We start from the raw sequence: 20,119 nt of genomic DNA on the forward strand, positions 1-20,119 counted from the left end.
TGCGCCCATAGCTCAACTGGATAGAGTGTTTGACTACGGATCAAAAGGTTAGGGGTTCGACTCCTCTTGGGCGCGTAGTTTTTTTTTACCTAATATTTCTCGGGAAGTAGCTCAGCTTGGTAGAGCACTTGGTTTGGGACCAAGGGGTCGCAGGTTCGAATCCTGTCTTCCCGATTATTGAAGACTTAGTTAGTCTTCTTTTTTTGTCTAAAAATGGATTTGAGTTGAATATGGTGATGAGTTTAGAGATAATATAGGCAGTGATTAATAAAAGTAAAAAAAACTAAAAGGAGCTAGAACAGATGCATTCACGAACCAAAGCACATGTTAGTGAGGAACAATTAGTCACGATGCTAGAAGTCGCAGGTCTGGCAGAGTATACGAGAGTTGTTGAACTGACTGGTGGTGAGTTCAATTTGGCTTTTAAAATCTTTACAGAGCAAGGAAATTATATTATGAAGGTAGGGCCCAACCCCTTCACAGATATGTTAACCTATGAGAGAAATATCATGGCTGTTGAGTTATGGGCGTATGAAGAGGTAAGAAAACAGACTACAATTACTATACCAGAGATTATTTATCAAGGGCATGATGTGATTGGGAATCATTGGTTTGTGATGACAGAGATGGCAGGAAAATTGCTTTGTGATTCAGAACTAACTGATACGCAACTTTATCAGTGGTATTATCAGTTTGGGCAGGCGCTAGCTCAATTGCATAATATAAAAGGTGAAGGATTTGGCTATCAACAAGTTCGGCTCCATCCGAGTTGGAAAGAAGCCTATTATGATATGGTACTGACTTTGCTGGAAGATGCGGAAAAACAAGGAAATACTTGGCCGGATACTGGTAGAATTTTACGTTTTATTCGCAAATGGGAAGAGGCTTTAGAAGAAGTAAGTGAACCGCGGTTAATCCACTTTGACCTATTCAATAACAATGTTTTTGCTGATCCTGAGGGAAACTTTGCTGGGTTTATCGACACAGAGCGTTGTTTCTTTGGGGACTATTATGCAGACTTCTTTGCGATTGATTTCTTGGGGCGCCTGGAAGATAATCATGGTTTGATCGAGGGATACAATAGCGTAGCCCAAGAAAAAATCATCTTTACGCCTTATGCCAGAGCACGGGTGGCCTTGTCGCGCTTAATGTTGGGGCTATTGATGTTTTCAGAGGGGACGACGCGCTTGGCTACTAGTGATCCTGAGCATTGGGATCGAAAATTACTAGCTACGCAGATTATCGAGTTTGCCATGAAGGAAATGGCTGAGGTGGAAGTGCCGAAAAGTTTAAAATAACATAATAATAATTTAAAAAAACAGACCTTTTCCACAAAAAATAGCGAAAAGGTCTTTATTTATGGAAAATATCTTAATAAGACACAACCCGAGCGCCAAAGGGCATCAAGGAGAGTTTGGCCATCTTCATGGATTGCTTGGCAAAAGGTATACCGATGATGGTGATGGTTAGTAATAGTGCGCTAAGTAGATGGGCTAAGGCAAGAGGAATGCCCGACACCAGGAGCCAAATAATATTTAGCAACAGGCTGACGTTGCTGTCGTTGTAGATGATTTGTTTGCCAAAAGGAGCCAATCCCAGACTAGCAAATTTGAAGCACTGACGGCCGATGGGAATCCCTACGATGGTGATGCACCAGAGACAACCAGCCAAAAACCAACCGATAGCGCTGACTAGGCCACCAAAAATCATCCAAATGATATTTCCAAGACAACTCATATAACCCCACCTTTTCTAAAAGTCCAAAGAAACTTTTGATGCCATTTCTTGTTAATCTCAGTATAGCAAAAGTCTGCTAGGCTGAGTAGTTTGGTAAAAGAATAGGTCGGATAAAAAAATCATTTTTTTAATTGAGAATAGTTCTCAACTTGGCAAATTTGTGCTATACTACGTTCATCGAGTAAGTCATTACTCCCCAAGTATCGACCTCGTGAGATTAATCTGTTTTGTTTTTTTCTTCGATTGAGTTCCCCTCTCAATCAATAGATGCGCCTGCCGATTCCCCTCGGCAGGTTTTTTGTATTTTTCGGGGAGTAGTAGGAGTGAGAGTGGCTTGTCTGTTTTCGAAGCGGATCGTATCGAAAACTTGAAGTGAGGTGGAAATCGGAAGTAAGGCATGGACGCTATACCCCTGCAAAATATTTTTCGGGGAGTGGCGGGAGTGAGAGGGGCTTGTCTGTTTTCGAAGCGGATTGTCTCGAAAACTTGAAGTGGTGTGGAAAGTGGAAGAAAAGCGTGAACGCTGTGCCCCTGCCAAGCGTTATCTGGAGAGTGTCTTGGCATCGAAAAAATAGCTATCCGTACCATTCTCACAATTTCATCGAAAAATATGGTACTTGGCAACATTATGTGCTACACTGTGGTCACATTTGAATAGAAACATTTGGGGTGCTGCAAAGCTGAGATTATACCCATTGAACCTGATACAGTTAGGACTGACGCAGGGAAATGTCTAGGATCAACCATGAATTGGCTTATTTATGCACCCCATCAGAGAAAAATCTGGTGGGGTGTTTCTTTTTTGGAGGGGAAACTCTCTCCAAAGCTAGTGGATAGTTCATCACGGTATCGGTCTGCCCCTTTTCGTTTCGTAATTGAATGAGGAAAGGGGTTTTTTTGATGAAAAAATGGCGGTTACAAGAAGTATTGTTCCTAGCGTTGATTGCGTTTTTGTTTGGAGCGATTTTTATGGGAGCGGGGGTGTTGTATGCATTATTGACGGCGGTTTTGACGCCTTTGGGCTATGGCCCTTTTGCCAATGAAATCTTGTTCGGGTTGTGGACGATGGCAGCACCGGTGGCGGGGATGTTGGTGCGACGGCCGGGAAGCGCAGTGCTAGGGGAAGTGCTGGCAGCTTTGGCAGAGATGCTGTATGGCAGTTATTTTGGGCCGGGAGTGTTAGTTTCGGGGCTGTTGCAGGGCGCTGGGACGGAGTTGGGCTTTTTAGCAGGACGATATCGCCGTTATGATAGTTGGCACTTGCTAATCGGAGCATTTGGGACGACGGCGTTGAGCTTTTTCTATGAATTTTTCAAATTTGGCTATGGGGCACTAGGCGTAGGCATGGTGGTGAGCTTATTGATAGTAAGGCTGCTTTCGGTGATTTTCTTCGGGATGATTTTAGTGCAGGCCATCATGAAACTTTATGATAAAGTCCAACAATTGGCGGTGACGGGAGGATGATTGCATTACAAGGACTGAGTTTGTGGCAATTGGGAAGGACTAGTGATGCGGCCCCGATTTTAAAAGACTGTCAGCTAAAGTTAGCAGCAGGGGAATTTTGTTTGCTTAGAGGAGACAGCGGTAGTGGTAAATCCACTTTGTTGCGCCTACTAGCGGGAGTGCTGGACTTATCCTATGAGGGGGATATTTTTCTGGCTGGGCGTAATCTGCGAGAGGTAGTAGGTTGTCAAAAAGCTCAACTGGCTGGCTTGCTGATGCAAAATCCCAGTCGACAATTTGCAATGGGGAGTCTGCGGCGGGAGCTGATCTTTGCTTTGGAAAATGTTCAGACACCACCGAGCAAAATTGCCAAAAAGATGCAACAAGCTTGTCAGTTGGCAGATACGATAGCGCTGATGGATCAGCCGTTTCATCAGCTTTCTGGAGGGGAAAAACAGCGTTGTGCCTTGACGGTATTATTGGCTTTAGATTCGCCAATATTGTTGTTAGATGAACCTTTTGCCAGCATCGATCCCGCCAGTCGTCGGCGTTTATTGCAACTGTTGGCTCAGTTGCGGGATCTGGGAAAGACGATTTTGTTAGCGGATCATGATCTAGCAGGTTATCAGGAAGTGGTGGATCGGCACTTGTTGCTTGCTGAGGGGCATTTGCAGGAGTTGCCAGTGGCGGATTTGCCAGACCACGAGCCGCAATGGTCCCTTGCGATGGCGAGCGGATGTGAAGATGCAGCGAGTTTACAGTTGCAGCAAGTTAGCTATGGATTTGAAAAAGGTCGGCCCTTGTTGCAGCCTAGTGATTTTACCTTTCAAACCGGCTTGACCACTTTGACTGGGGCCAATGGTAGTGGCAAATCCACTTTGTTGCGGACGATTATGCAGCTGGAAAAATACCGAGGACGTTATCTTTATGAAGGGCGACCGCTACCAAAGAGGCGCTCACTTTATCGGCGAGTTTCGCTAGGGGTGCAAGATCCTCAGCACCAGTTTACCGGATTGACGGTGCGAGAAGAGCTAGTTTCTTGGGGTTGGCAAGCAGATCAACTGACGGCAGAGCAAGAGGCCAGCTTGCAAAAATTGGGACTGAGGGAGTTTTTGGATAGGAGTATCTATCATCTGAGTGAGGGGCAAAAGAAGATGGTGCAGTTGTTAGGAATTTTGTCACGACCTTGGGAGTTGTTATTGTTAGATGAACCTTTTGCTAGTTTGGATCAGCGGGGGTGCGACTTTTTTGCTGATGTCTTGGCAAAAAAGAGTCAGCAAGAGGCTGTTTTAGTAGTGTCCCATCGCATGCAACCATTGGCACAAATCAGCCGTCATCATGTTCACTTGGCGGCAGGACAGTTGCAGGACTTAAAAAAGGAGTCGAGAAAATGAGTTTACTTAGTGAAGCAAAGGAAAAACCCATCACTACTGACTCGCTGAATGTAAAAGCACAAACTACTGCTGTTACTCAAACCACTCAAGTAGTCAATCTGACGGTTTTGATCTTGGGATTAACGTTGGTGCTTTCTTTCAGTTCTACGCTTTGGCTGAACTTGGTAATTATCGGTTGTTGCTTTGGCGTTTTAGTGGTGAGAAAGCACTTTGCAAGTCTGCTGACCTTGCTTGTCTTGCCGATATTGCCAGCGGTCAGTGCTGGGTGGGCGGTGATTATGCAAGGCAATCCAGAGAGCACGGCATTTGTGCTAGCCAGTCGTTGTTTTGCTTTTGCTGGCTTGGGTTTGGTTTTTGCCATGGGAGTCTCCTTTGAGAAATTGTTATTGTATCTGGAACAACAGGGCTTGCCGCAAAATTTTGTTTACGGCATTTTGGTGGTGGTCCAGGGGATTTCCGAGATGTTGCGGGAAGTCAAGAATATGCGAGAAGCCGCGCTATTGAAAGGTCAGCGCTTGTCCTTTTGGTCACCGCTGTTGTATATGAAAACCTTGTTAGTGGCTGTGCGGTGGCGGGAGCAATACCAAGAGGCGTTGTTGGCTCATGGCTATGATGAAGAGGGGCCTCGCAGTTGTTTTATTCATTATCGGAGTTCCTTAAGGGGCTTAGTCGTGGTGATTTTGATTTTGGTGTTAGCAGTGTTTGGTGCTAAATGATGAAAAAAGAGAGGGGTATTTGATGAAAACTTTTACGGAAAAGGCACGACAAGTAGCCAATCCTTATTGGCAAGGGAGCTTTGAACATTTGTTTGTTCGCCAGTTAGCAGAAGGGACTTTAGCGCCGACTGTTTTTCGTTATTATTTGTTGCAGGACCGTTATTATTTGGAACATTTCGGTAGGATTTATCAATTGATTGCCGAAAAAACGACGGATGCAGCAGTGCGAGAACAGATGTTGGTCAATAGTCAGGGGATGGCCGCTGGTGAGTTGGCGATTCGTCAGGAATTTTTTGCGGAATTAGAAATTACGCCAGAGGAAATTGCTAATACCCCCATTGCCCCAACGGCTTATCACTATGTCTCCCATATGTATCGGCAGTTGGCGGAAGGGACGGTTGCGACGGCTTGTGCTGGAGTATTGCCGTGTCCGTGGCTGTACCAAGAAATCGGGGATAGGCTGATTGCTAGTGGCTCGCCTAATCCGTTGTATCAGCGTTGGATTGCTACCTATGCTGGGGAGGCAGGGCAACAAGAGGTGATGAGGCAGCGCCAGTTGTTAGACCGACTCTATGAAGAGGTCGCGGCTGACGAACAAGAACAAATGCTGGCAGCTTTTTACATCTCCAGTCAGTTGGAATATCAGTTTTGGGAGATGGCGTTGACCTTGGAAACATGGCCTGCCGGAGCAATTGGGGGTATGATAAACGGGATTAACAGGCGGGAGACAGGCATTTGAAAAGGTGTTTACGAGGAGGAGAAATGTTATGAAAACAAGCCAGGTTCAAAAATTAACGTTGTTGGCATTGATGATTGCCTTAGACGTGGTGTTATCACCCATCATGCGCATCGAGGGGATGGCGCCCATGTCTAGTGTTATCAATATTATTGCCGGGGTTTTGTTGGGTCCCGCTTATGCTACGGGGATGGCGGCCAGTTGTGGTGTTTTACGAATGTTATTGCTAGGGATTCCGCCGCTAGCATTGACCGGCTCAGTGTTAGGGGCTTTGTTGGCAGGCTGGGGGTATCGCCTGACTGGGGGCCAAGTCTGGGGCTCGATGGTGGGAGAAATCATCGGTACGGGGATTTTGGGTTCGTTGCTTTCTTATCCTGTGATGGTTTGGTTTACTGGCAGCCAACAGGGGTTGTACTGGCTGATTTATACACCACGGTTTGTGGGGGCGAGTTTTATCGGTGCGGCTATGGCGGGTTTTGTCTTATTTAAACTGAAGGAAACCCGGGTTTTCAAAAAAGCCCAGGCGCTTTTTATGGAGATGACTCATAAAGAGGCCTGAAAATAAAATAGAGCGTTTTCACAAGAGGGCTCCTGCTGTATACTTAAAGGTAACCAACCACGAAAAAAGGCGATGATGACGACGATTACGGCAAGGTTTACGAATAATTATCCGAAAAGTGAACAATTTAGCATAAAAAAGATTGACTTTTCTGATGAAGCGCCGTAAACTTTAGGACAACATCGATTATATAGAGACTATGACAAGAAGAGTAACCATCGTAGCAAACCAAAGAGAGTCCTTGGCTGGTGGAAAAGGACGTGTGCGCGGTAGTGAAACACATCTTGGAGTCGGTCTTCTGAGTGTTGTAGGAAGATCCGGGTTAGCCCGATATAGCTACGGTCATTGCTAGATGACTTGCTGAGATCCTGCCTGCAAGGACAGGGTGAAAAAAGGTGGAACCACGTTATCAACGTCCTTTGGTTGTATTACCAGAGGGCGTTTTTTGTGTATCTTTAATTTTTCGGGGCGTTTTTTGCGTTAATGTGGCTTGTCAGTTTTCAAAGAAGGACACATTGAAAACTCGGTGATTTGACTAAGGCGTTTGACTGGCGTAGAGGCTGTGCCCCTGCAAAACGTATTTTCGACAAATGGTTAACGACAGATAGCGCATGTGGTAAAGAGGAGGTCAACAAATGGAAGTAAAGGAAAATATCCTGCGTAAAGAAGAGGCGATTGCTCTGAAATTGCGGGAATTGTATGAGGAGCGAGGCTATGATTTGTTTCGCCTGGCGAGTTTTGAGGAGTACCATTTTTACCTGGAGCAGAAAAATTTCCTTTCCGGGGACGATGTCATCAAATTTAATGGTAATGACGGTCGACTTTTGGCGCTGAATCCGGATGTGACCTTATCCATTGTGAAGAATACGCCGGCAGGAGCGAGCCGCAAAGTGTATTACAACGAAAATGTTTACCGTCATAACCGTAAGTCTGATGAATACCGCCAGATCAATCAGGTGGGAATCGAGGTCATCGGGGAAGTCTCCTTGCAGACAGAGGTAGATGTGGTGATGCTAGCGTTGGCCTCTTTGTCAGAAATCGGCAAGGGTAAATTGGAACTGTCTCATAGTGGTTTGATTGCGGCGATTTTGGATTTATTTCCGGATCATTGTCGGGGTAAAGTCTTCAATCGTTTGAAAAACAAAAATTTTTCTGAGTTGGCGCAGCTGGCTGAAAAAGGCGGGGTCTCACCCCAACGGACTCAGCAGTTGATGGCTTTAATGAAGTTGTCGGGAGATTTTTATCGCGAATTGCCGAAAGCTTTGGCGACGGCAGCAGGCTGGCCGGAAGCCACCACAGCCTTGCAGTCGTTGGCAGAGGGGGCTAAAGTCTTGAAGCAACAGCAATTACCAGAAAATGTCCAGCTGTTGTTTGATCTTTCGACGGTGAATGATACCAATTATTACAGTGGACTGATTTTCCAAGGCTTTATCGAAAATATTCCCCAAGCCCTCTTGTTTGGCGGACGCTATGACGGATTATTCCAAGCGCTAGGCAAGACGCAACAAGCCATTGGTTTTGGGATTCATCTGGATCGTTTGGATCAAAACCGGTCCCAAGAGGCAGGCATGAAAACGCGGATGCTCAACGTGGCATTGCCAAAGGGGCGGATGGGGCAGGCCGTGTATGAGATGTTTCGTGATGCGGGCTTGGTGACGGCGAATTTATTGGATGATAGCCGTAAGTTGGTTTTTGAAGATGAAACCAATAACATCCGCTTTTTCTTGGTAAAACCTAGTGATGTTGCCAGCTATGTGGAACATGGAGCGGCGGATATCGGCATTGTCGGTCGGGATATTTTATTGGAAACCGAAGCTGACGTCATCGACCTGTTGCGCTTTAACTTAGGGGTTTGCCGGATTGCCGTAGCCGGACCCCGAGATTTCACCATTGATCCGACGCGGCCTTTGAAGGTCGCCACCAAGTATACCAATATCACGCGGCAGTATTTTGGAGATCGTAGCCAGCCGATTGAGACGATTTATTTAAATGGTTCCATCGAGTTGGCACCGATTGTCGGATTGGCGGATGTTATCGTGGATATTGTCGAGACCGGCACCACCTTGAAAGAAAACGATCTGGTAGTACTGGAAGAGATTGATGAATCCAGTGCCCACCTGATTGTCAACCGTTCCTCTTGGCGTTTTAAAAAAGCTGCGATTACCGAAGTTGTAGAGAAAGTGAGTGACCAAAAATGATTGAAATTTTTGACAGCAAAGAGCAAAGCATCGCCCAATTAACTCAAACCAATACCGCTGAAACAAGTGATTATGCTCAAGTGGTGCAAGAAATCATCGACACGGTCCGCCAAAATGGGGATGCGGCCTTGATTGACTACTCCGCTAAGTTTGATCAGGCGACAGTTACGGAATTGAAAGTGACGGATGCGGAAATCGAAGCAGCGCTAGCACAAGTCAATCCAGACTTCTTGAAAGTGCTAGAAACTGCCAAGAATAATATCGCCGAGTTCCACGAAAAACAAATTTCCCAAGGGTTTATGATGACACGAAAGGGGGCCGTGATGGGGCAACGGGTGATACCTTTAGCCAAAGTCGGGATTTATGTTCCTGGGGGGACGGCCGCCTATCCTTCGACTGTCTTGATGAACGCTGTGCCGGCCAAAATTGCCGGCGTGAAGAAAATCGTCTTAGTAACACCGCCACTGCAAGATGGCAGTGTCAATCCCGCTATTTTGGCAGCCGCAAAAGTCGCTGGCGTGGATGAAATTTACCGTGTCGGCGGTGCACAAGCTGTGGCGGCGCTAGCTTACGGGACAGAATCGGTACCGAAAGTCGATAAAATCGTCGGCCCCGGCAATATTTACGTAGCTGCTGCCAAACGTTTGGTTTATGGCAAAGTGGATATTGATATGATTGCTGGCCCGTCAGATATCCTGATCGTGGCAGATGAAACCGCCAATCCCGTGACGTTAGCGGCAGATATGTTGGCCCAGGCCGAACACGACATCAACGCCCAAGCCATTTTGGTCACCACCAATCGGGATATCGCCGAAAAAACGGCGGTGGAAGTCGAACGGCAAACAGCTTTGCTACCGCGGAAAGCGATTATTGAACAATCTTTAGCCAATAACGGCAAAATCATCTTGGTAGCCAGCCTAGAAGAAGCCATTGCAGCCGCCAATGAAGTGGCACCAGAACACTTGGAGTTGTGTGTCGCTGAACCTTTTGCTTGGTTGGACCAAGTGGAAAATGCGGGTTCAGTCTTCTTGGGGCACAATACCCCAGAAGTTTTGGGGGATTATCTAGCTGGACCGAACCACACGCTACCGACAGAAGGCACGGCTCGGTTTTATTCACCATTATCGGTGGATGATTTCGTCAAACACTCTCAGTACTTGTACTATGGGGAGGCAGCGATGCGAGCAGCGGCTGATGATGTGATTTTATTTGCCGAAACAGAAGGGCTAGGCGGTCACGCCAACTCGATTCGATTGCGGAAAGGGGAATAAACAGATGGATTTTCTCGACCCACGAGTAGCACAACTGGCCCCTTATGTTCCCGGGGAGCAGCCAAAAACAAAGGATTTTATCAAATTGAATACCAACGAAAGTGCCTATCCTCCAGCACCAGGAGTCGCCCAAGCCGTGATGCAAGCCGCCGCAAATTTACAATTATACGCGGATCCGACTTGCCAAAGTTTGCGACAAGCACTAGGAGATTATTTGCAAGTTCCGACAGAGCAGGTTTTTGTCGGTAATGGCAGCGATGAAGTTTTGGCCTTTTGTTTCCAAGGGTTGATGGGGCAAGGGGTGGCGTTTCCCGATATTACTTACGGCTTCTATCCGGTTTTTGCCCAGTTGTATGGTTTGAAGGCCCAGGTGATACCATTGCGGGAGGATTTAACCATCGATTTGGCGGATTACCAAGATTGTGAAGGCACGATTATCTTTGCCAATCCCAATGCGCCGACTAGTCTGGGGCTGCCAGCAGAGGCGATTTTACAGCTAGTAGCTGCTAATCCTAAGCGGCTGGTGATTGTGGATGAAGCCTATGTGGCATTTGGTGGCCAGAGCATGGTGCCTTATGTCAAAGATCACGCCAATTTGCTAGTGGTGGGAACTTTTTCCAAATCCTGGCAGTTGGCGGGGGCTCGCTTAGGCTATGCCGTGGCACAACCGGCTTTGATTGCTGAATTAAACCGCGTGAAATTTAGTTTTAACCCGTATAGTGTCAATGGCATGACCATGGCAGCCGGCCAGGCCGCTTTAGCCGACATAGACTATCACCAAGCTTGCCTTGAAAAAACCTTGGCTAGCCGTAAATGGACAGCGCAAGCACTAGCTGATTTAGGTTTTGATGTCTTACCTTCAGCGACCAACTTCCTTTTTGTCAAGCACCCGGAAATTTCTGGGGCCCAGCTGTATCCGGCTTTGAAGGAACGGAAAATTTTGGTGCGATGGTTTGACAAAGCCCGCATCAAAGACTATTTGCGTATTACCATCGGCACCAAAGCCGAGATGGCGCAATTATTGGCAGCCTTAAGGGAATTGGTGGATTGAGGCTAGACTTGCCAAGAATCCGCTGATTTGAATCGAGAAAGGATGGTTTCATGAGAACAGCAAATATTACTCGGAATACTTCTGAGACGAAAATTACTTGTAAGTTAAATATCGACGGTACGGGAAAGCAACAGATTAAAACTAAAATTGGCTTTTTGGATCATATGTTGGAATTGTTCGCGCGCCACGGTCGTTTTGATTTGGAACTGAACGCTGACGGAGACGTCTGGGTGGATGGTCATCATACTGCTGAAGATATCGCCATCGTACTGGGACGAGCATTTTCGGAAGCTTTGGGAGATCGGCGGGGGATTGTCCGCTACGGCAGTATGATTTTGCCGATGGATGAAACCTTGGTGATGGCAGCGCTAGACATCAGTGGCCGTGGCATCGCCTGTCTTAATTTGGATATTCCAGCACAGCGTATCGGGGATTTTGATACGGAGCTGGTAGAGGAATTTTTTGTGGCTTTTGCTCGGGAATTGGGGGCAGCGATTCATTTGCAACAGTTGGCAGGTAAAAATAGTCACCATATCGTGGAGGCTTGTTTTAAAGGTTTCGGCCGTGCCTTGGCGGATGCAGTAGCCATCAATCAGTTGGCGCCAGATGAGATTCCTTCTACCAAGGGGACGATTTTATAGGAAAGGGGCGAGGCGGATGATTGCCATTGTCGATTATGGTGTGGGGAATTTATTTAGTTTGACGAGCTCTCTGACGACGTTAGGAATTGAAAGTGAAGTCACCGGTGATGCGGCTAAGCTAAAAGCCGCTGACCAAGTGATCTTACCCGGGGTGGGAGCTTTTGCTGACGCTATGGGGAAACTAAAGGAAAATGGCTTGGATCAAACGTTTATTGAGTTGGCGCAATCGGGCAAGCCCTTATTGGGGATTTGCTTGGGGATGCAGCTGTTGTTTGATTCCAGCGAAGAATTTGGCATCCACGAAGGGCTAGGCTTGGTGCCAGGGAGAGTGGTTTCCCTGGCGGAAGCATTTGCCAAAGCGGGTAGCGAGTTGAAAGTTCCTCATATTGGCTGGAATCCCATCACTTTTCGGAAAGAGAGCCCTCTTTTGAAATATATCAAGGACCAAGATCAGTTTTACTATGTCCACAGTTTTTATGCTACGGATTGTCAAGAAAACCTGGTGGCTGATAGTGACTATGGCGTGGCAGTGACGGGAATTGTCCAAAATGGCAACGTCTTTGGTACTCAGTTTCACCCGGAAAAAAGCGGCCATTGTGGCTTAGCGCTACTAAAAGCATTTGCGGAGGTGACAGCATGATTATTTTACCAGCCATTGATTTACTTGACGGCAAAGTGGTGCGTCTTTACCAAGGGGATTATCAACAGCAGCAAGTTTTCGGGGATGATCCGGTGGTTTTTGCCAAAGAATTTCAACAAAAAGGGGCGACCCATCTACATCTGGTGGACTTAAACGGCGCTAAAGTTGGGACCAAAGTACATTTTGAGGTGGTTCGTCGGATTGTGGCCGAGACGGATTTGTTTGTAGAACTTGGTGGTGGCATTCGTACGGAAGCCGATATCGAAGACGTGCTCGCAGCAGGAGTCAATCGGGTCATTTTAGGGACGATTGCGCAAAAGAATCCGACCTTTGCCAAAGAAATGCTAGCCAAATATGGTGAAAAAATCGCTGTCGGTGTCGATGCACGTGACGGCATGGTGGCGGTGGCAGGTTGGTTGGAAACCACTGAAACCCGGGCAGATGACTTTTGCCAACAACTCGCCGACTGGGGCTGCCAGACGATTATCTACACAGATATCGCCAAAGACGGTACCGGCAAAGGCATCGACGTAGCTATGTATCAACGATTGAATCAATTGGGATTGGATATCGTGGCTTCTGGTGGTGTGGCATCTTTGACCGATATTCGCCAGTTGGCCCAAGTTGAGACATACGGTGCCATCGTTGGCAAAGCCATTTACAGTGGCACGTTGACCTTGGAGGATTGCTTGGCTACGGCAAAGGAGGCGAGTCAATGATTTCCAAACGCATTATTCCTTGTTTAGATGTCCGGGATGGCCGGGTGGTTAAGGGCGTTAATTTTGAAGGAATCAAAGACGTAGCCGATCCTGTAGCTATGGCGAAAAAATACAATGAAGCCGGTGCCGATGAGTTGGTTTTTTATGATATCACAGCCTCCCACGAAGCTCGGGGGATTTTCACGGATATCTTAAAAGACGTGGCTTCCCAAGTCTTTATCCCCTTAACGGTAGGTGGTGGCATCAACACGGTGGCCGATTTTGACCGTGTGTTAAAATGCGGGGCGGATAAAGTCAGTGTCAATTCTGGTGCGGTCAAAAATCCCCAGTTAATCAAAGAAGGCGCCGAACGTTACGGCTCTCAATGTGTGGTACTTTCCGTAGATATCAAAAAAGTCGGGGACAGTTGGCATGTCTTCACCCAAGGCGGGCGCGTAGATACCGGTATCGATGCTTTGGAATGGATCAAACAAGGAGAAGCTCTCGGTGCCGGTGAATTGGTCATCAACAGCATGGATACCGATGGCGTCAAAAGTGGCTTCGACCGCAAATTGTTGCAGGCAGTTTCTGATAGCACGCAACTGCCAATCATCGCTTCTGGTGGGGCGGGGAAATTGGCAGACTTCAAGGAGTTGTTTGAAAACCCTCGGATTGATGCGGGGTTGGCAGCCTCCATTTTCCATTATGATGAGATTCCGATTCCTAAGCTAAAAGCCTATCTGAAGGCTCAAGGGATTCCTACTCGGATATAGCGAGACGGGTACGCTACTAGTTCAAAAAGGAAGCCAGCAGCAGGATAAGAAAGGATGCTTTCCATGATAAATATTCAAGAACTAAAATTCGATGACCAAGGACTGATTCCTTGTGTTGTCCAAGATTTTTATACCAATGAAGTGCTGACGGTGGCTTATATGAACACTGAAAGCCTTGAAAAAACCTTGGCGGATCAACAAATGACCTTTTACTCCCGCAGTCGCCAAGAACTTTGGCGCAAAGGAGAAACCAGTGGCAATACCCAGCAATTGGTGACGCTAAAAGCCGATTGTGACAAGGATTCTTTGGTGGCCAAAGTCATCAAAGCCGGTCCTGCTTGCCACACCAATGCGGAATCATGTTTCTTCAATGACATTTTCAAAGCCGATGGGCAACAGGAATTTTCAGTGCAAGATCTTTACGAACTAATTCTTGGTCGTAAAACCAATCCTCAAGAAAAAAGCTACACCAGCTATCTTTTCTCTAAGGGTAACGAAAAGATTTTGAAGAAAATCGGTGAAGAAGCGACAGAGGTCGTCATCGGTGCCATGAAAGCAAGCAAAGCAGAGACGACCTATGAGATTGCCGATTTGATCTATCACTTATTGGTCTTGATGGCTAACAATGAAATCCTGCCGGCTGACGTCATGGCGGAACTCTCCAAACGACAAGTGGTGGACAAAAAAGTCAAACAAGAAACCATGAAGTGAGGTGTGGCAGATGTTTTATTCCAATGTTCATACCCATTCCACTTGGTGTGATGGCAAAAATACCCTAGCGGAAATGGCAGCAAGCGGGCTAGCTGCAGGGATGACAGATTTGGGGTTCACCTCTCACTCTTATGCCCCTTTTGATCCTGGCTGTATCGGGCTGACAGATCAGCTAGGTTACCAGCAAGCGGTACGGGCGTTGGCGGAGGAAATGGCTGACAAGCTTGCTATCAAATGTGGATTGGAGTGGGATTATTTCAGTCCGCCACCCATTGCTGGCTACGATTATTTCATCGGTTCCGTTCACTATTTTACCCCACGAAATGGCGTATACCGCAGTGTGGATGAAAGCCCCGAAAGTTTTCAGTGGACGCTGAATCATTGGTTTGGCGGAGATTTTTTGAAGATGGCAGAAGACTATTATCAGCTAGTCTTACAACATGTGACGCAAAATCAACCCTTGATTGTGGGGCATTTTGATTTGATTACCAAGTTTAATGACCAACTACAGTATCTCACTGAAGACAACCAGCGCCAGTATGACCAATTGGCACGAGAAGTCTTGGCAGAAATTTCTCAGCAGTTGAAAACCTGGGATGGCATGGTGGAAGTCAACACTGGGGGGATGAGCCGTGGCTGGACGCAGCGACCCTATCCAGCGGAGGTACTGTTGCAAGATTTGCAGCAACGTAAGACACCGATCATCATTACCAGCGACAGCCACGAGACCAAGACCATCGATTATCATTTTTCGGAAACGAAGACAATGCTACAAAGGCTAGGCTTCCAGGAAACAATGCAGTTAAAAGATGGAGAATTTCAGCAATTTTCATTAGTATAAGTAAAATAGTATGAATTTGAAGCAATGGAAGAACGATAAGTGCGAAAGGCTTATCGTTCTATTTTTTTGATTGTACCGACCAAAGATTCCGTTAACTAGTTTCTGATGACGGAATAACTACCAGTTGGCATAAAATTCAGTCATTGGCAAACAGGCATTTTTATCATCAACTGACTGCTATAAACAAAATAGTCGCCGCTGTTTCCTAAAACTAGTCAAAGGATTATGCGAAATAACATATTTATAAATAAATGATTGTGAAAACGCTTGCGTATTTTTATAATTAATATTAGGAGTAGTTGTTTTAATGGATGAAGGATTCCCTTGATATAGCTTTCGAAAAAACAATCAAGGAGATATACGAAGCCTCGTACTAGCCTTGCGAAAGCTCTCTGCAAGTCCACTTCCCCCAAAGCATTTGTCATGCTTTGTGCTATCTTGCTATCCAAGATCCACCCCTAAGTATGGTAGCAATGGGCTTGTAGAAGATCAAATGACCACTTTTCTTAGCACTGTGGTCTCCGGTGTATCAGGGGCTCTTTTTCTCATCCTGCAATTCTCTAATACGTTCGAAAAGAGGCCTCTCGGAAGTTATTCGGGGAAGCTACTTTTCGGATGTTTTTTTGTAAGAAGATTAATGTGAGAGATACTTATTTTTAAGATTGCCTCTTGAAAGCCTGCTAGGGTGTGTGACTAAAGAGGGAGGCGTTCAGCCCTTTGTCAAAACGGTACCGAAATGAAGGGCTTCCGTAAAATTGACAACATCAAAGCTAATAAAAACAGACGACCGATTTTAGAGGTCGTCTGTTTGCTTATAGATAAAGAACTTATAAAAAATTAAGCTTCAAAAAGATTGATGTATCAGTAATTAAGTGGCCTATCATGCTAACATTGTGATGCCCGAAAAAGGTAAAATTTAGCTCCGTAGGAATTGGGTTGACGGTAGCTAGACCGGCACAAGCCAAACGAAAAATCTGTTTGTCTTTTGCCTTGCGCATTCAAACTCAGAGTAAGTGGTGCAAGCACCACAACTCTAAGTAATTCATTACGCATCTTTAGAGCTACTGTCAATCCAATTCTACTCTGCTAAATCTCACCTTTTTCACGGTACATGTGCTTCCCTACAAGAAAATAATTTGCTAGATTTACGAAGTAAAGGGAATAAATCGCTTATCGATAAAACAGGCCGGACTTGCTGGAGGAGAATGCCTCGGGTGTAGTGTTAAGGATGTCCGAGGGCTAAAGAAACATATCGCATACAGTTCACCTAAGCAGAAATCGCTAAGGTGAGCTAGCAAATTACTTGTTGTTGTCCAACGATTTTGTTGGACTTACAACAAGTTTGACTTCGGCAAGGAGCTATCAGAAGCATGACGCATACAGTTCATCTAAGCAGAAATCGCTAAGATGAGCTAGTAAAATGACAACGGTTCTTTAGTTGGCATTTACCGGTCCCACTACCACCCGAGGCACTCTCTGGAAGCAAGAACGGCCGGTTTTCTTAGTGAATGAAGGAAACTTATTCCGCATCGAAGGTAATTTCTACATTGCCTTTAATCGCTTTGGTATAAGGACAGATATCTTCAGTTTCTTTCATATATTTTAACGTATCTTCTTTGCTGAGGCCGTCGATATGACCGATAAGAGTAACAGCTAGGTGTAATGTGGTGAAATCCGGTAAGTCCCCCAGTAAGCTGACTTCAGCTCGTACAGTGCGAACTTTGTCTCCCAAGCCGTCCCGTTCTAGAGGAAAGCTCATGGCGCCGTTGAAGCAGGCGGTCAAGCCAGCCGCAAATAGTTCTTCGGGGTTTGTATACCCTTCTTTTTTAGTTTGAGTAGTTTTGACGTTCAAATAGCCTGTGACGGACTTGCTTTCTCCTTCGCGACCACCAGTATTGACAACTGTCGACAATGAAATTTTCTTAGACATTGATGTTTCATCCTTTCTGACTGATTTTCCGTTACCTACCACTTGTAGGTTTTTTACTACAATTAAACAGTATCACGAATTGGAAAGGGACCCAACAAACTTGCTCATGCTCGACAGAAAGTATAGGGAGTCCCCTAATCGGCGGGGCTATCAAAATAACGTACACTAGGGGCAAGTGAGAAAAATTCTCAATAATCAAAAGACTCGAGAAAAAAGTTTTTTTGACCGTTTCTCGATAGCTGAGGAGGGCCTAAAATGATTCGTATCCCACTGACTAGCTCCCTTTACGACATCGTCAAAACCTATCCCGAAGTCAAAGAAATCATGATTCAATTGGGATTTGCCCAGATTGCCCAGCCAGGAATGCTGGCGACAGCAGGGCGCTATATGACCATTGATAAAGGGGCACAACTGAAAAAAATCCCCATGGAAAACGTCACCGCAGCTTTTGCGGCAGCTGGTTTTGAACTAATCTAGGAGGGGCTTTATATGGAAGAAAGCAAAGCACAACGTCAAGCACGGATTGTGGAAATTTTGACACTTTTACATGAAGGAGGCGATTTTGAAGAAGCCAAACGCTTATTTAGCGAAGAATTTGATGGCGTGGATGTCACGGAGATTACTTCAGCCGAAAAAGCGTTGATTCAAGGGGGATTGCCGGCTTCGGAGATTCAAAGACTGTGTAATATCCACGCAGCGGTCTTTAAAGGTGCCATCAACGAAATCCATCAATCCAGCTACGAGCATGAACAACCAGGTCATCCCGTCCACACCTTAAAACTGGAAAATCAAGTATTACAATCCTTACTAACCGACGAAATCGATGGCTTGATGACCAAAATTCAAAAAGGCGACTGGTCAGTAAAAGAACGACTGATAGCAGCTTTAACGGATTTAGGACAATTGGACAAGCATTACGCTCGCAAGGAAACCTTGATTTTCTCCTTCATGGAAAAATATGGAATCACAGCTCCGCCTCAAGTCATGTGGGGCGTAGACGATGATGTCCGAGACCAATTGAAGAGCCTGCAACAATACCTCGCCAACGATCGAGCAGCCTTCAATCCATTATCAGAAAAATGGGTGACTCTCAAAAACGAAATCGAGGAAATGATTTTCAAAGAAGAGGCTATCATGGTGCCGATGACTTTGGATGTCTTTAGCCTGCGGGATTGGGAAAACATTGCTGCCGACAGCTTTGATATCGGCTTTGCTTTTATTCCTGAACCACTGCCATGGCATCCATCTGAGGCAGCATTGGCCCAAGAGGTAGAACGGGAACCGGCGCGCTTGGCTGCCATCCAACAAGCTAAGGAAACCACTGAAGGCATCGCTGATGGTCTCGCTGCCGAAGCCTCAACAACTGAGGAAACAACTTCTGAGCATTACGACTGGGAACAAGGAGCCAATCCGGAAACGGTGGTCTTTCCGACGGGGATTTTGAAGTTGGAGCAGCTGTTGGCGATCTTCCAAACCTTACCCGTCGATTTAACCTTTGTGGATGCTGATGAACGGGTGCGCTTTTTCTCTGAAGGCAAAAAGCGGGTCTTCCCCCGGACAAAATCCGTCATCGGCCGAGAAGTGGTCAACTGCCACCCACCGAAAAGCATGCACATCGTCCAACAGATTTTGGATGATTTCCGCAGTGGGGCCCGAGAAACCGCCGATTTTTGGATCGACATCCAAGACCGAAAGATTTACATTCGCTACTTTGCTTTAAAAGATGACGCCGGAAACTATCTTGGGTGTCTGGAAGTCACCCAAGACATCACTGCTATCCAGCAAATTGCTGGGCAGAACCGGTTGTTGGATCAGGAAGTAACCGGGAAATGATGAATTCATAAATAAAAACAGACGTGTAAGGAAGGCGGCATCGAGGCCGGCTCATCTTACACGTCTTTTAAGTCAAAATAGTAGAGAAACATCATGATAAAATAACCTTTTTTGATGAATCGACTGTCTTCTGGTGAAAACTGGTATAATTATTATGAAGAGATAGGATATTTTTTTAACAAAAAATCTGAAATGGTCAATAAGTCAAAACAAGCACCAACAAAAATAACTTGGAATACGGGAGGGTTTTATGAGATTAGCAAAAGAGGGATAGCATTTGTTATTCTGATCGTAATGGTGGCAGTAATTGGCATGACTTTGAACACGGTGACTGGGCACAGTGGCTCCAACAAGAGTTTCCTCATTCCACTAGTAGTTGCGTTGGTCATGGTTTTCTATTTTTATCGAGGGGATAAGAAGAAATGAGGGGTTTCACGTGAAACGTTTTACAGTAACAGCGACGATTGATCGACCAAAAGGCTACCAAGACAAATATGGCAATGTCTATCCCATTAGCTATGGTTTTGTGCCAGGAGTGGTGGCGGGTGATGGAGAAGGGCAGGATGTTTATATTTTGACCCGGGGGACAGCACCGGACAAGACTTTCACTGGGGAAATCATCGCGGTAGTCCTGCGTAGCGATGATGTGGAAGATAAATGGGTGATTGCTGACGCGGGGTCAAGTTGGACAGTAGGGGAGATCACCCAAGCGATTGCCTTTATTGAGCAGTATTTTGATTCCAAGGTCGTATTACTTGAATCAATTCGCTGAGGCAAAAGGACAGGCATTGGTAAAAAAGCTGACTTCTATATCTAGCAATTTTGCTGGAATAGAAGTCAGCTTTTTTATCAATGGGAGAGACTCAGCCAAAAAGGTGTCTGTTTACAAAAGAGCAAAAATCTTCTCGTCAGAAGGGGAGCCCCTAAGTAAAACAGTTTACCGAAAA

General features: G+C 45.9%; 20 protein-coding genes, 2 tRNA genes, 1 riboswitch and 1 other annotated feature. Of the genes, 20 read left to right on the forward strand and 2 right to left on the reverse strand.

The genetic code is table 11. The features are described from left to right. Position 1 precedes the first annotated feature (1 nt). From ACO03U_RS12565 to ACO03U_RS12575, 3 genes are all read left to right on the forward strand, one after another. Positions 2-75 (forward strand) — tRNA-Arg (locus ACO03U_RS12565). A 25-nt stretch (positions 76-100) separates the two neighbouring features. Then, positions 101-174: transfer RNA gene (locus tag ACO03U_RS12570), tRNA-Pro, on the forward strand. A gap of 128 nt (positions 175-302) precedes the next feature. Then, positions 303-1,298, forward strand: a complete 996-nt coding sequence (locus tag ACO03U_RS12575; RefSeq protein ID WP_204687813.1) for a phosphotransferase family protein — start codon at positions 303-305, stop codon at positions 1,296-1,298. A gap of 73 nt (positions 1,299-1,371) precedes the next feature. Here the strand turns inward: ACO03U_RS12575 and ACO03U_RS12580 are convergent, their stop codons facing one another. Next, entirely contained in the window at positions 1,372-1,737 is a 366-nt protein-coding gene (locus ACO03U_RS12580; RefSeq protein ID WP_204687815.1) for a YccF domain-containing protein, read from the reverse strand. Positions 1,738-2,392: 655 nt separating this feature from the next. Further along, positions 2,393-2,482: riboswitch (TPP riboswitch) on the forward strand. 155 nt (positions 2,483-2,637) lie between these two features. On the opposite strand from ACO03U_RS12580, the gene ACO03U_RS12585 reads away from it, so the two are divergent. The 14 genes from ACO03U_RS12585 to ACO03U_RS12650 all read left to right on the forward strand — a co-directional run bounded on the left by ACO03U_RS12585 (position 2,638) and on the right by ACO03U_RS12650 (position 15,409). Beyond that, complete coding sequence (locus ACO03U_RS12585; RefSeq protein ID WP_204687818.1) at positions 2,638-3,201, forward strand: ECF transporter S component; 564 nt, start codon at positions 2,638-2,640, stop codon at positions 3,199-3,201. After that, entirely contained in the window at positions 3,198-4,574 is a 1,377-nt protein-coding gene (locus tag ACO03U_RS12590) for an ATP-binding cassette domain-containing protein (RefSeq protein WP_204687820.1), read from the forward strand. Before ACO03U_RS12585 ends, ACO03U_RS12590 begins: the two co-directional genes overlap by 4 nt. Continuing rightward, a complete protein-coding gene (locus tag ACO03U_RS12595) occupies positions 4,571-5,290 on the forward strand; it encodes an energy-coupling factor transporter transmembrane component T (RefSeq protein WP_204687821.1) in 720 nt (239 codons plus the stop codon). The genes ACO03U_RS12590 and ACO03U_RS12595 overlap by 4 nt, the downstream gene beginning before the upstream one ends. 22 nt (positions 5,291-5,312) lie before the next feature. After that, complete coding sequence (gene tenA / locus ACO03U_RS12600; protein ID WP_204687823.1) at positions 5,313-6,029, forward strand: thiaminase II; 717 nt, start codon at positions 5,313-5,315, stop codon at positions 6,027-6,029. A gap of 28 nt (positions 6,030-6,057) precedes the next feature. Continuing rightward, positions 6,058-6,585 (forward strand): energy coupling factor transporter S component ThiW, encoded by a 528-nt coding sequence (gene thiW, locus ACO03U_RS12605; RefSeq protein ID WP_204687825.1) that lies wholly within the window; start codon positions 6,058-6,060, stop codon positions 6,583-6,585. Positions 6,586-6,775: 190 nt separating this feature from the next. Next, positions 6,776-7,008: a binding site (T-box leader), on the forward strand. 212 nt (positions 7,009-7,220) lie between these two features. Next, positions 7,221-8,783, forward strand: a complete 1,563-nt coding sequence (gene hisG, locus ACO03U_RS12610; protein ID WP_204687827.1) for an ATP phosphoribosyltransferase — start codon at positions 7,221-7,223, stop codon at positions 8,781-8,783. After that, positions 8,783-10,054, forward strand: a complete 1,272-nt coding sequence (hisD, locus tag ACO03U_RS12615; protein WP_423104902.1) for a histidinol dehydrogenase — start codon at positions 8,783-8,785, stop codon at positions 10,052-10,054. The genes hisG and hisD overlap by 1 nt, the downstream gene beginning before the upstream one ends. 4 nt (positions 10,055-10,058) lie before the next feature. Beyond that, the gene (hisC, locus tag ACO03U_RS12620; protein WP_204687831.1) at positions 10,059-11,105 is read left to right on the forward strand and encodes a histidinol-phosphate transaminase; all 1,047 of its coding nucleotides are present in this window, start codon (positions 10,059-10,061) and stop codon (positions 11,103-11,105) included. Between the two features lie 50 nt (positions 11,106-11,155). Next, a complete protein-coding gene (gene hisB / locus ACO03U_RS12625; protein WP_204687833.1) occupies positions 11,156-11,746 on the forward strand; it encodes an imidazoleglycerol-phosphate dehydratase HisB in 591 nt (196 codons plus the stop codon). 16 nt (positions 11,747-11,762) lie between these two features. Continuing rightward, entirely contained in the window at positions 11,763-12,386 is a 624-nt protein-coding gene (gene hisH / locus ACO03U_RS12630) for an imidazole glycerol phosphate synthase subunit HisH (RefSeq protein WP_204687835.1), read from the forward strand. Next, positions 12,383-13,105: a 1-(5-phosphoribosyl)-5-[(5-phosphoribosylamino)methylideneamino]imidazole-4-carboxamide isomerase gene (gene hisA, locus ACO03U_RS12635; RefSeq protein ID WP_204687837.1), complete on the forward strand. Its 723-nt coding sequence runs from the start codon at positions 12,383-12,385 to the stop codon at positions 13,103-13,105. The genes hisH and hisA overlap by 4 nt, the downstream gene beginning before the upstream one ends. Continuing rightward, positions 13,102-13,857: an imidazole glycerol phosphate synthase subunit HisF gene (gene hisF, locus ACO03U_RS12640; RefSeq protein ID WP_161869052.1), complete on the forward strand. Its 756-nt coding sequence runs from the start codon at positions 13,102-13,104 to the stop codon at positions 13,855-13,857. The genes hisA and hisF overlap by 4 nt, the downstream gene beginning before the upstream one ends. A 63-nt stretch (positions 13,858-13,920) precedes the next feature. Continuing rightward, positions 13,921-14,568, forward strand: coding sequence for a bifunctional phosphoribosyl-AMP cyclohydrolase/phosphoribosyl-ATP diphosphatase HisIE (gene hisIE, locus ACO03U_RS12645; RefSeq protein ID WP_204687839.1), 648 nt, complete (start codon positions 13,921-13,923; stop codon positions 14,566-14,568). Positions 14,569-14,578: 10 nt separating this feature from the next. Further along, positions 14,579-15,409: a histidinol-phosphatase HisJ family protein gene (locus tag ACO03U_RS12650; protein ID WP_204687841.1), complete on the forward strand. Its 831-nt coding sequence runs from the start codon at positions 14,579-14,581 to the stop codon at positions 15,407-15,409. 1,519 nt (positions 15,410-16,928) lie between these two features. Here the strand turns inward: ACO03U_RS12650 and ACO03U_RS12655 are convergent. Next, the gene (locus ACO03U_RS12655; RefSeq protein ID WP_161869050.1) at positions 16,929-17,339 is read right to left on the reverse strand and encodes an Ohr family peroxiredoxin; all 411 of its coding nucleotides are present in this window, start codon (positions 17,337-17,339) and stop codon (positions 16,929-16,931) included. Between the two features lie 255 nt (positions 17,340-17,594). Here ACO03U_RS12655 and ACO03U_RS12660 point away from each other — a divergent pair, with 255 nt between their 5' ends. The 3 genes from ACO03U_RS12660 to ACO03U_RS12670 all read left to right on the forward strand — a co-directional run bounded on the left by ACO03U_RS12660 (position 17,595) and on the right by ACO03U_RS12670 (position 19,944). Further along, a complete protein-coding gene (locus ACO03U_RS12660) occupies positions 17,595-17,816 on the forward strand; it encodes a DUF1858 domain-containing protein (RefSeq protein ID WP_161869049.1) in 222 nt (73 codons plus the stop codon). A gap of 12 nt (positions 17,817-17,828) precedes the next feature. Continuing rightward, positions 17,829-19,172: a DUF438 domain-containing protein gene (locus tag ACO03U_RS12665; protein ID WP_204687842.1), complete on the forward strand. Its 1,344-nt coding sequence runs from the start codon at positions 17,829-17,831 to the stop codon at positions 19,170-19,172. Positions 19,173-19,608: 436 nt separating this feature from the next. Beyond that, positions 19,609-19,944, forward strand: coding sequence for an inorganic pyrophosphatase (locus ACO03U_RS12670; RefSeq protein ID WP_204687844.1), 336 nt, complete (start codon positions 19,609-19,611; stop codon positions 19,942-19,944). Positions 19,945-20,119: the final 175 nt, after the last annotated feature.

This window comes from Enterococcus diestrammenae, assembly GCF_049384045.1.
Taxonomy (GTDB): Bacteria; Bacillota; Bacilli; order Lactobacillales; family Enterococcaceae; genus Enterococcus_C; species Enterococcus_C diestrammenae.

Coding starts and splice junctions, on each gene's coding strand:
- tenA (WP_204687823.1), top strand. CDS start 5,313: ATGAAAACTTTTACGGAAAAGGCACGACAAGTAGCCAATCCTTATTGG.
- ACO03U_RS12655 (WP_161869050.1), bottom strand. CDS start 17,339: ATGTCTAAGAAAATTTCATTGTCGACAGTTGTCAATACTGGTGGTCGC.
- hisC (WP_204687831.1), top strand. CDS start 10,059: ATGGATTTTCTCGACCCACGAGTAGCACAACTGGCCCCTTATGTTCCC.
- hisIE (WP_204687839.1), top strand. CDS start 13,921: ATGATAAATATTCAAGAACTAAAATTCGATGACCAAGGACTGATTCCT.
- ACO03U_RS12575 (WP_204687813.1), top strand. CDS start 303: ATGCATTCACGAACCAAAGCACATGTTAGTGAGGAACAATTAGTCACG.
- hisG (WP_204687827.1), top strand. CDS start 7,221: ATGGAAGTAAAGGAAAATATCCTGCGTAAAGAAGAGGCGATTGCTCTG.
- ACO03U_RS12590 (WP_204687820.1), top strand. CDS start 3,198: ATGATTGCATTACAAGGACTGAGTTTGTGGCAATTGGGAAGGACTAGT.
- hisA (WP_204687837.1), top strand. CDS start 12,383: ATGATTATTTTACCAGCCATTGATTTACTTGACGGCAAAGTGGTGCGT.
- ACO03U_RS12650 (WP_204687841.1), top strand. CDS start 14,579: ATGTTTTATTCCAATGTTCATACCCATTCCACTTGGTGTGATGGCAAA.
- ACO03U_RS12660 (WP_161869049.1), top strand. CDS start 17,595: ATGATTCGTATCCCACTGACTAGCTCCCTTTACGACATCGTCAAAACC.
- ACO03U_RS12665 (WP_204687842.1), top strand. CDS start 17,829: ATGGAAGAAAGCAAAGCACAACGTCAAGCACGGATTGTGGAAATTTTG.
- thiW (WP_204687825.1), top strand. CDS start 6,058: ATGAAAACAAGCCAGGTTCAAAAATTAACGTTGTTGGCATTGATGATT.
- hisF (WP_161869052.1), top strand. CDS start 13,102: ATGATTTCCAAACGCATTATTCCTTGTTTAGATGTCCGGGATGGCCGG.
- hisH (WP_204687835.1), top strand. CDS start 11,763: ATGATTGCCATTGTCGATTATGGTGTGGGGAATTTATTTAGTTTGACG.
- ACO03U_RS12585 (WP_204687818.1), top strand. CDS start 2,638: ATGAAAAAATGGCGGTTACAAGAAGTATTGTTCCTAGCGTTGATTGCG.
- ACO03U_RS12595 (WP_204687821.1), top strand. CDS start 4,571: ATGAGTTTACTTAGTGAAGCAAAGGAAAAACCCATCACTACTGACTCG.
- hisB (WP_204687833.1), top strand. CDS start 11,156: ATGAGAACAGCAAATATTACTCGGAATACTTCTGAGACGAAAATTACT.
- ACO03U_RS12580 (WP_204687815.1), bottom strand. CDS start 1,737: ATGAGTTGTCTTGGAAATATCATTTGGATGATTTTTGGTGGCCTAGTC.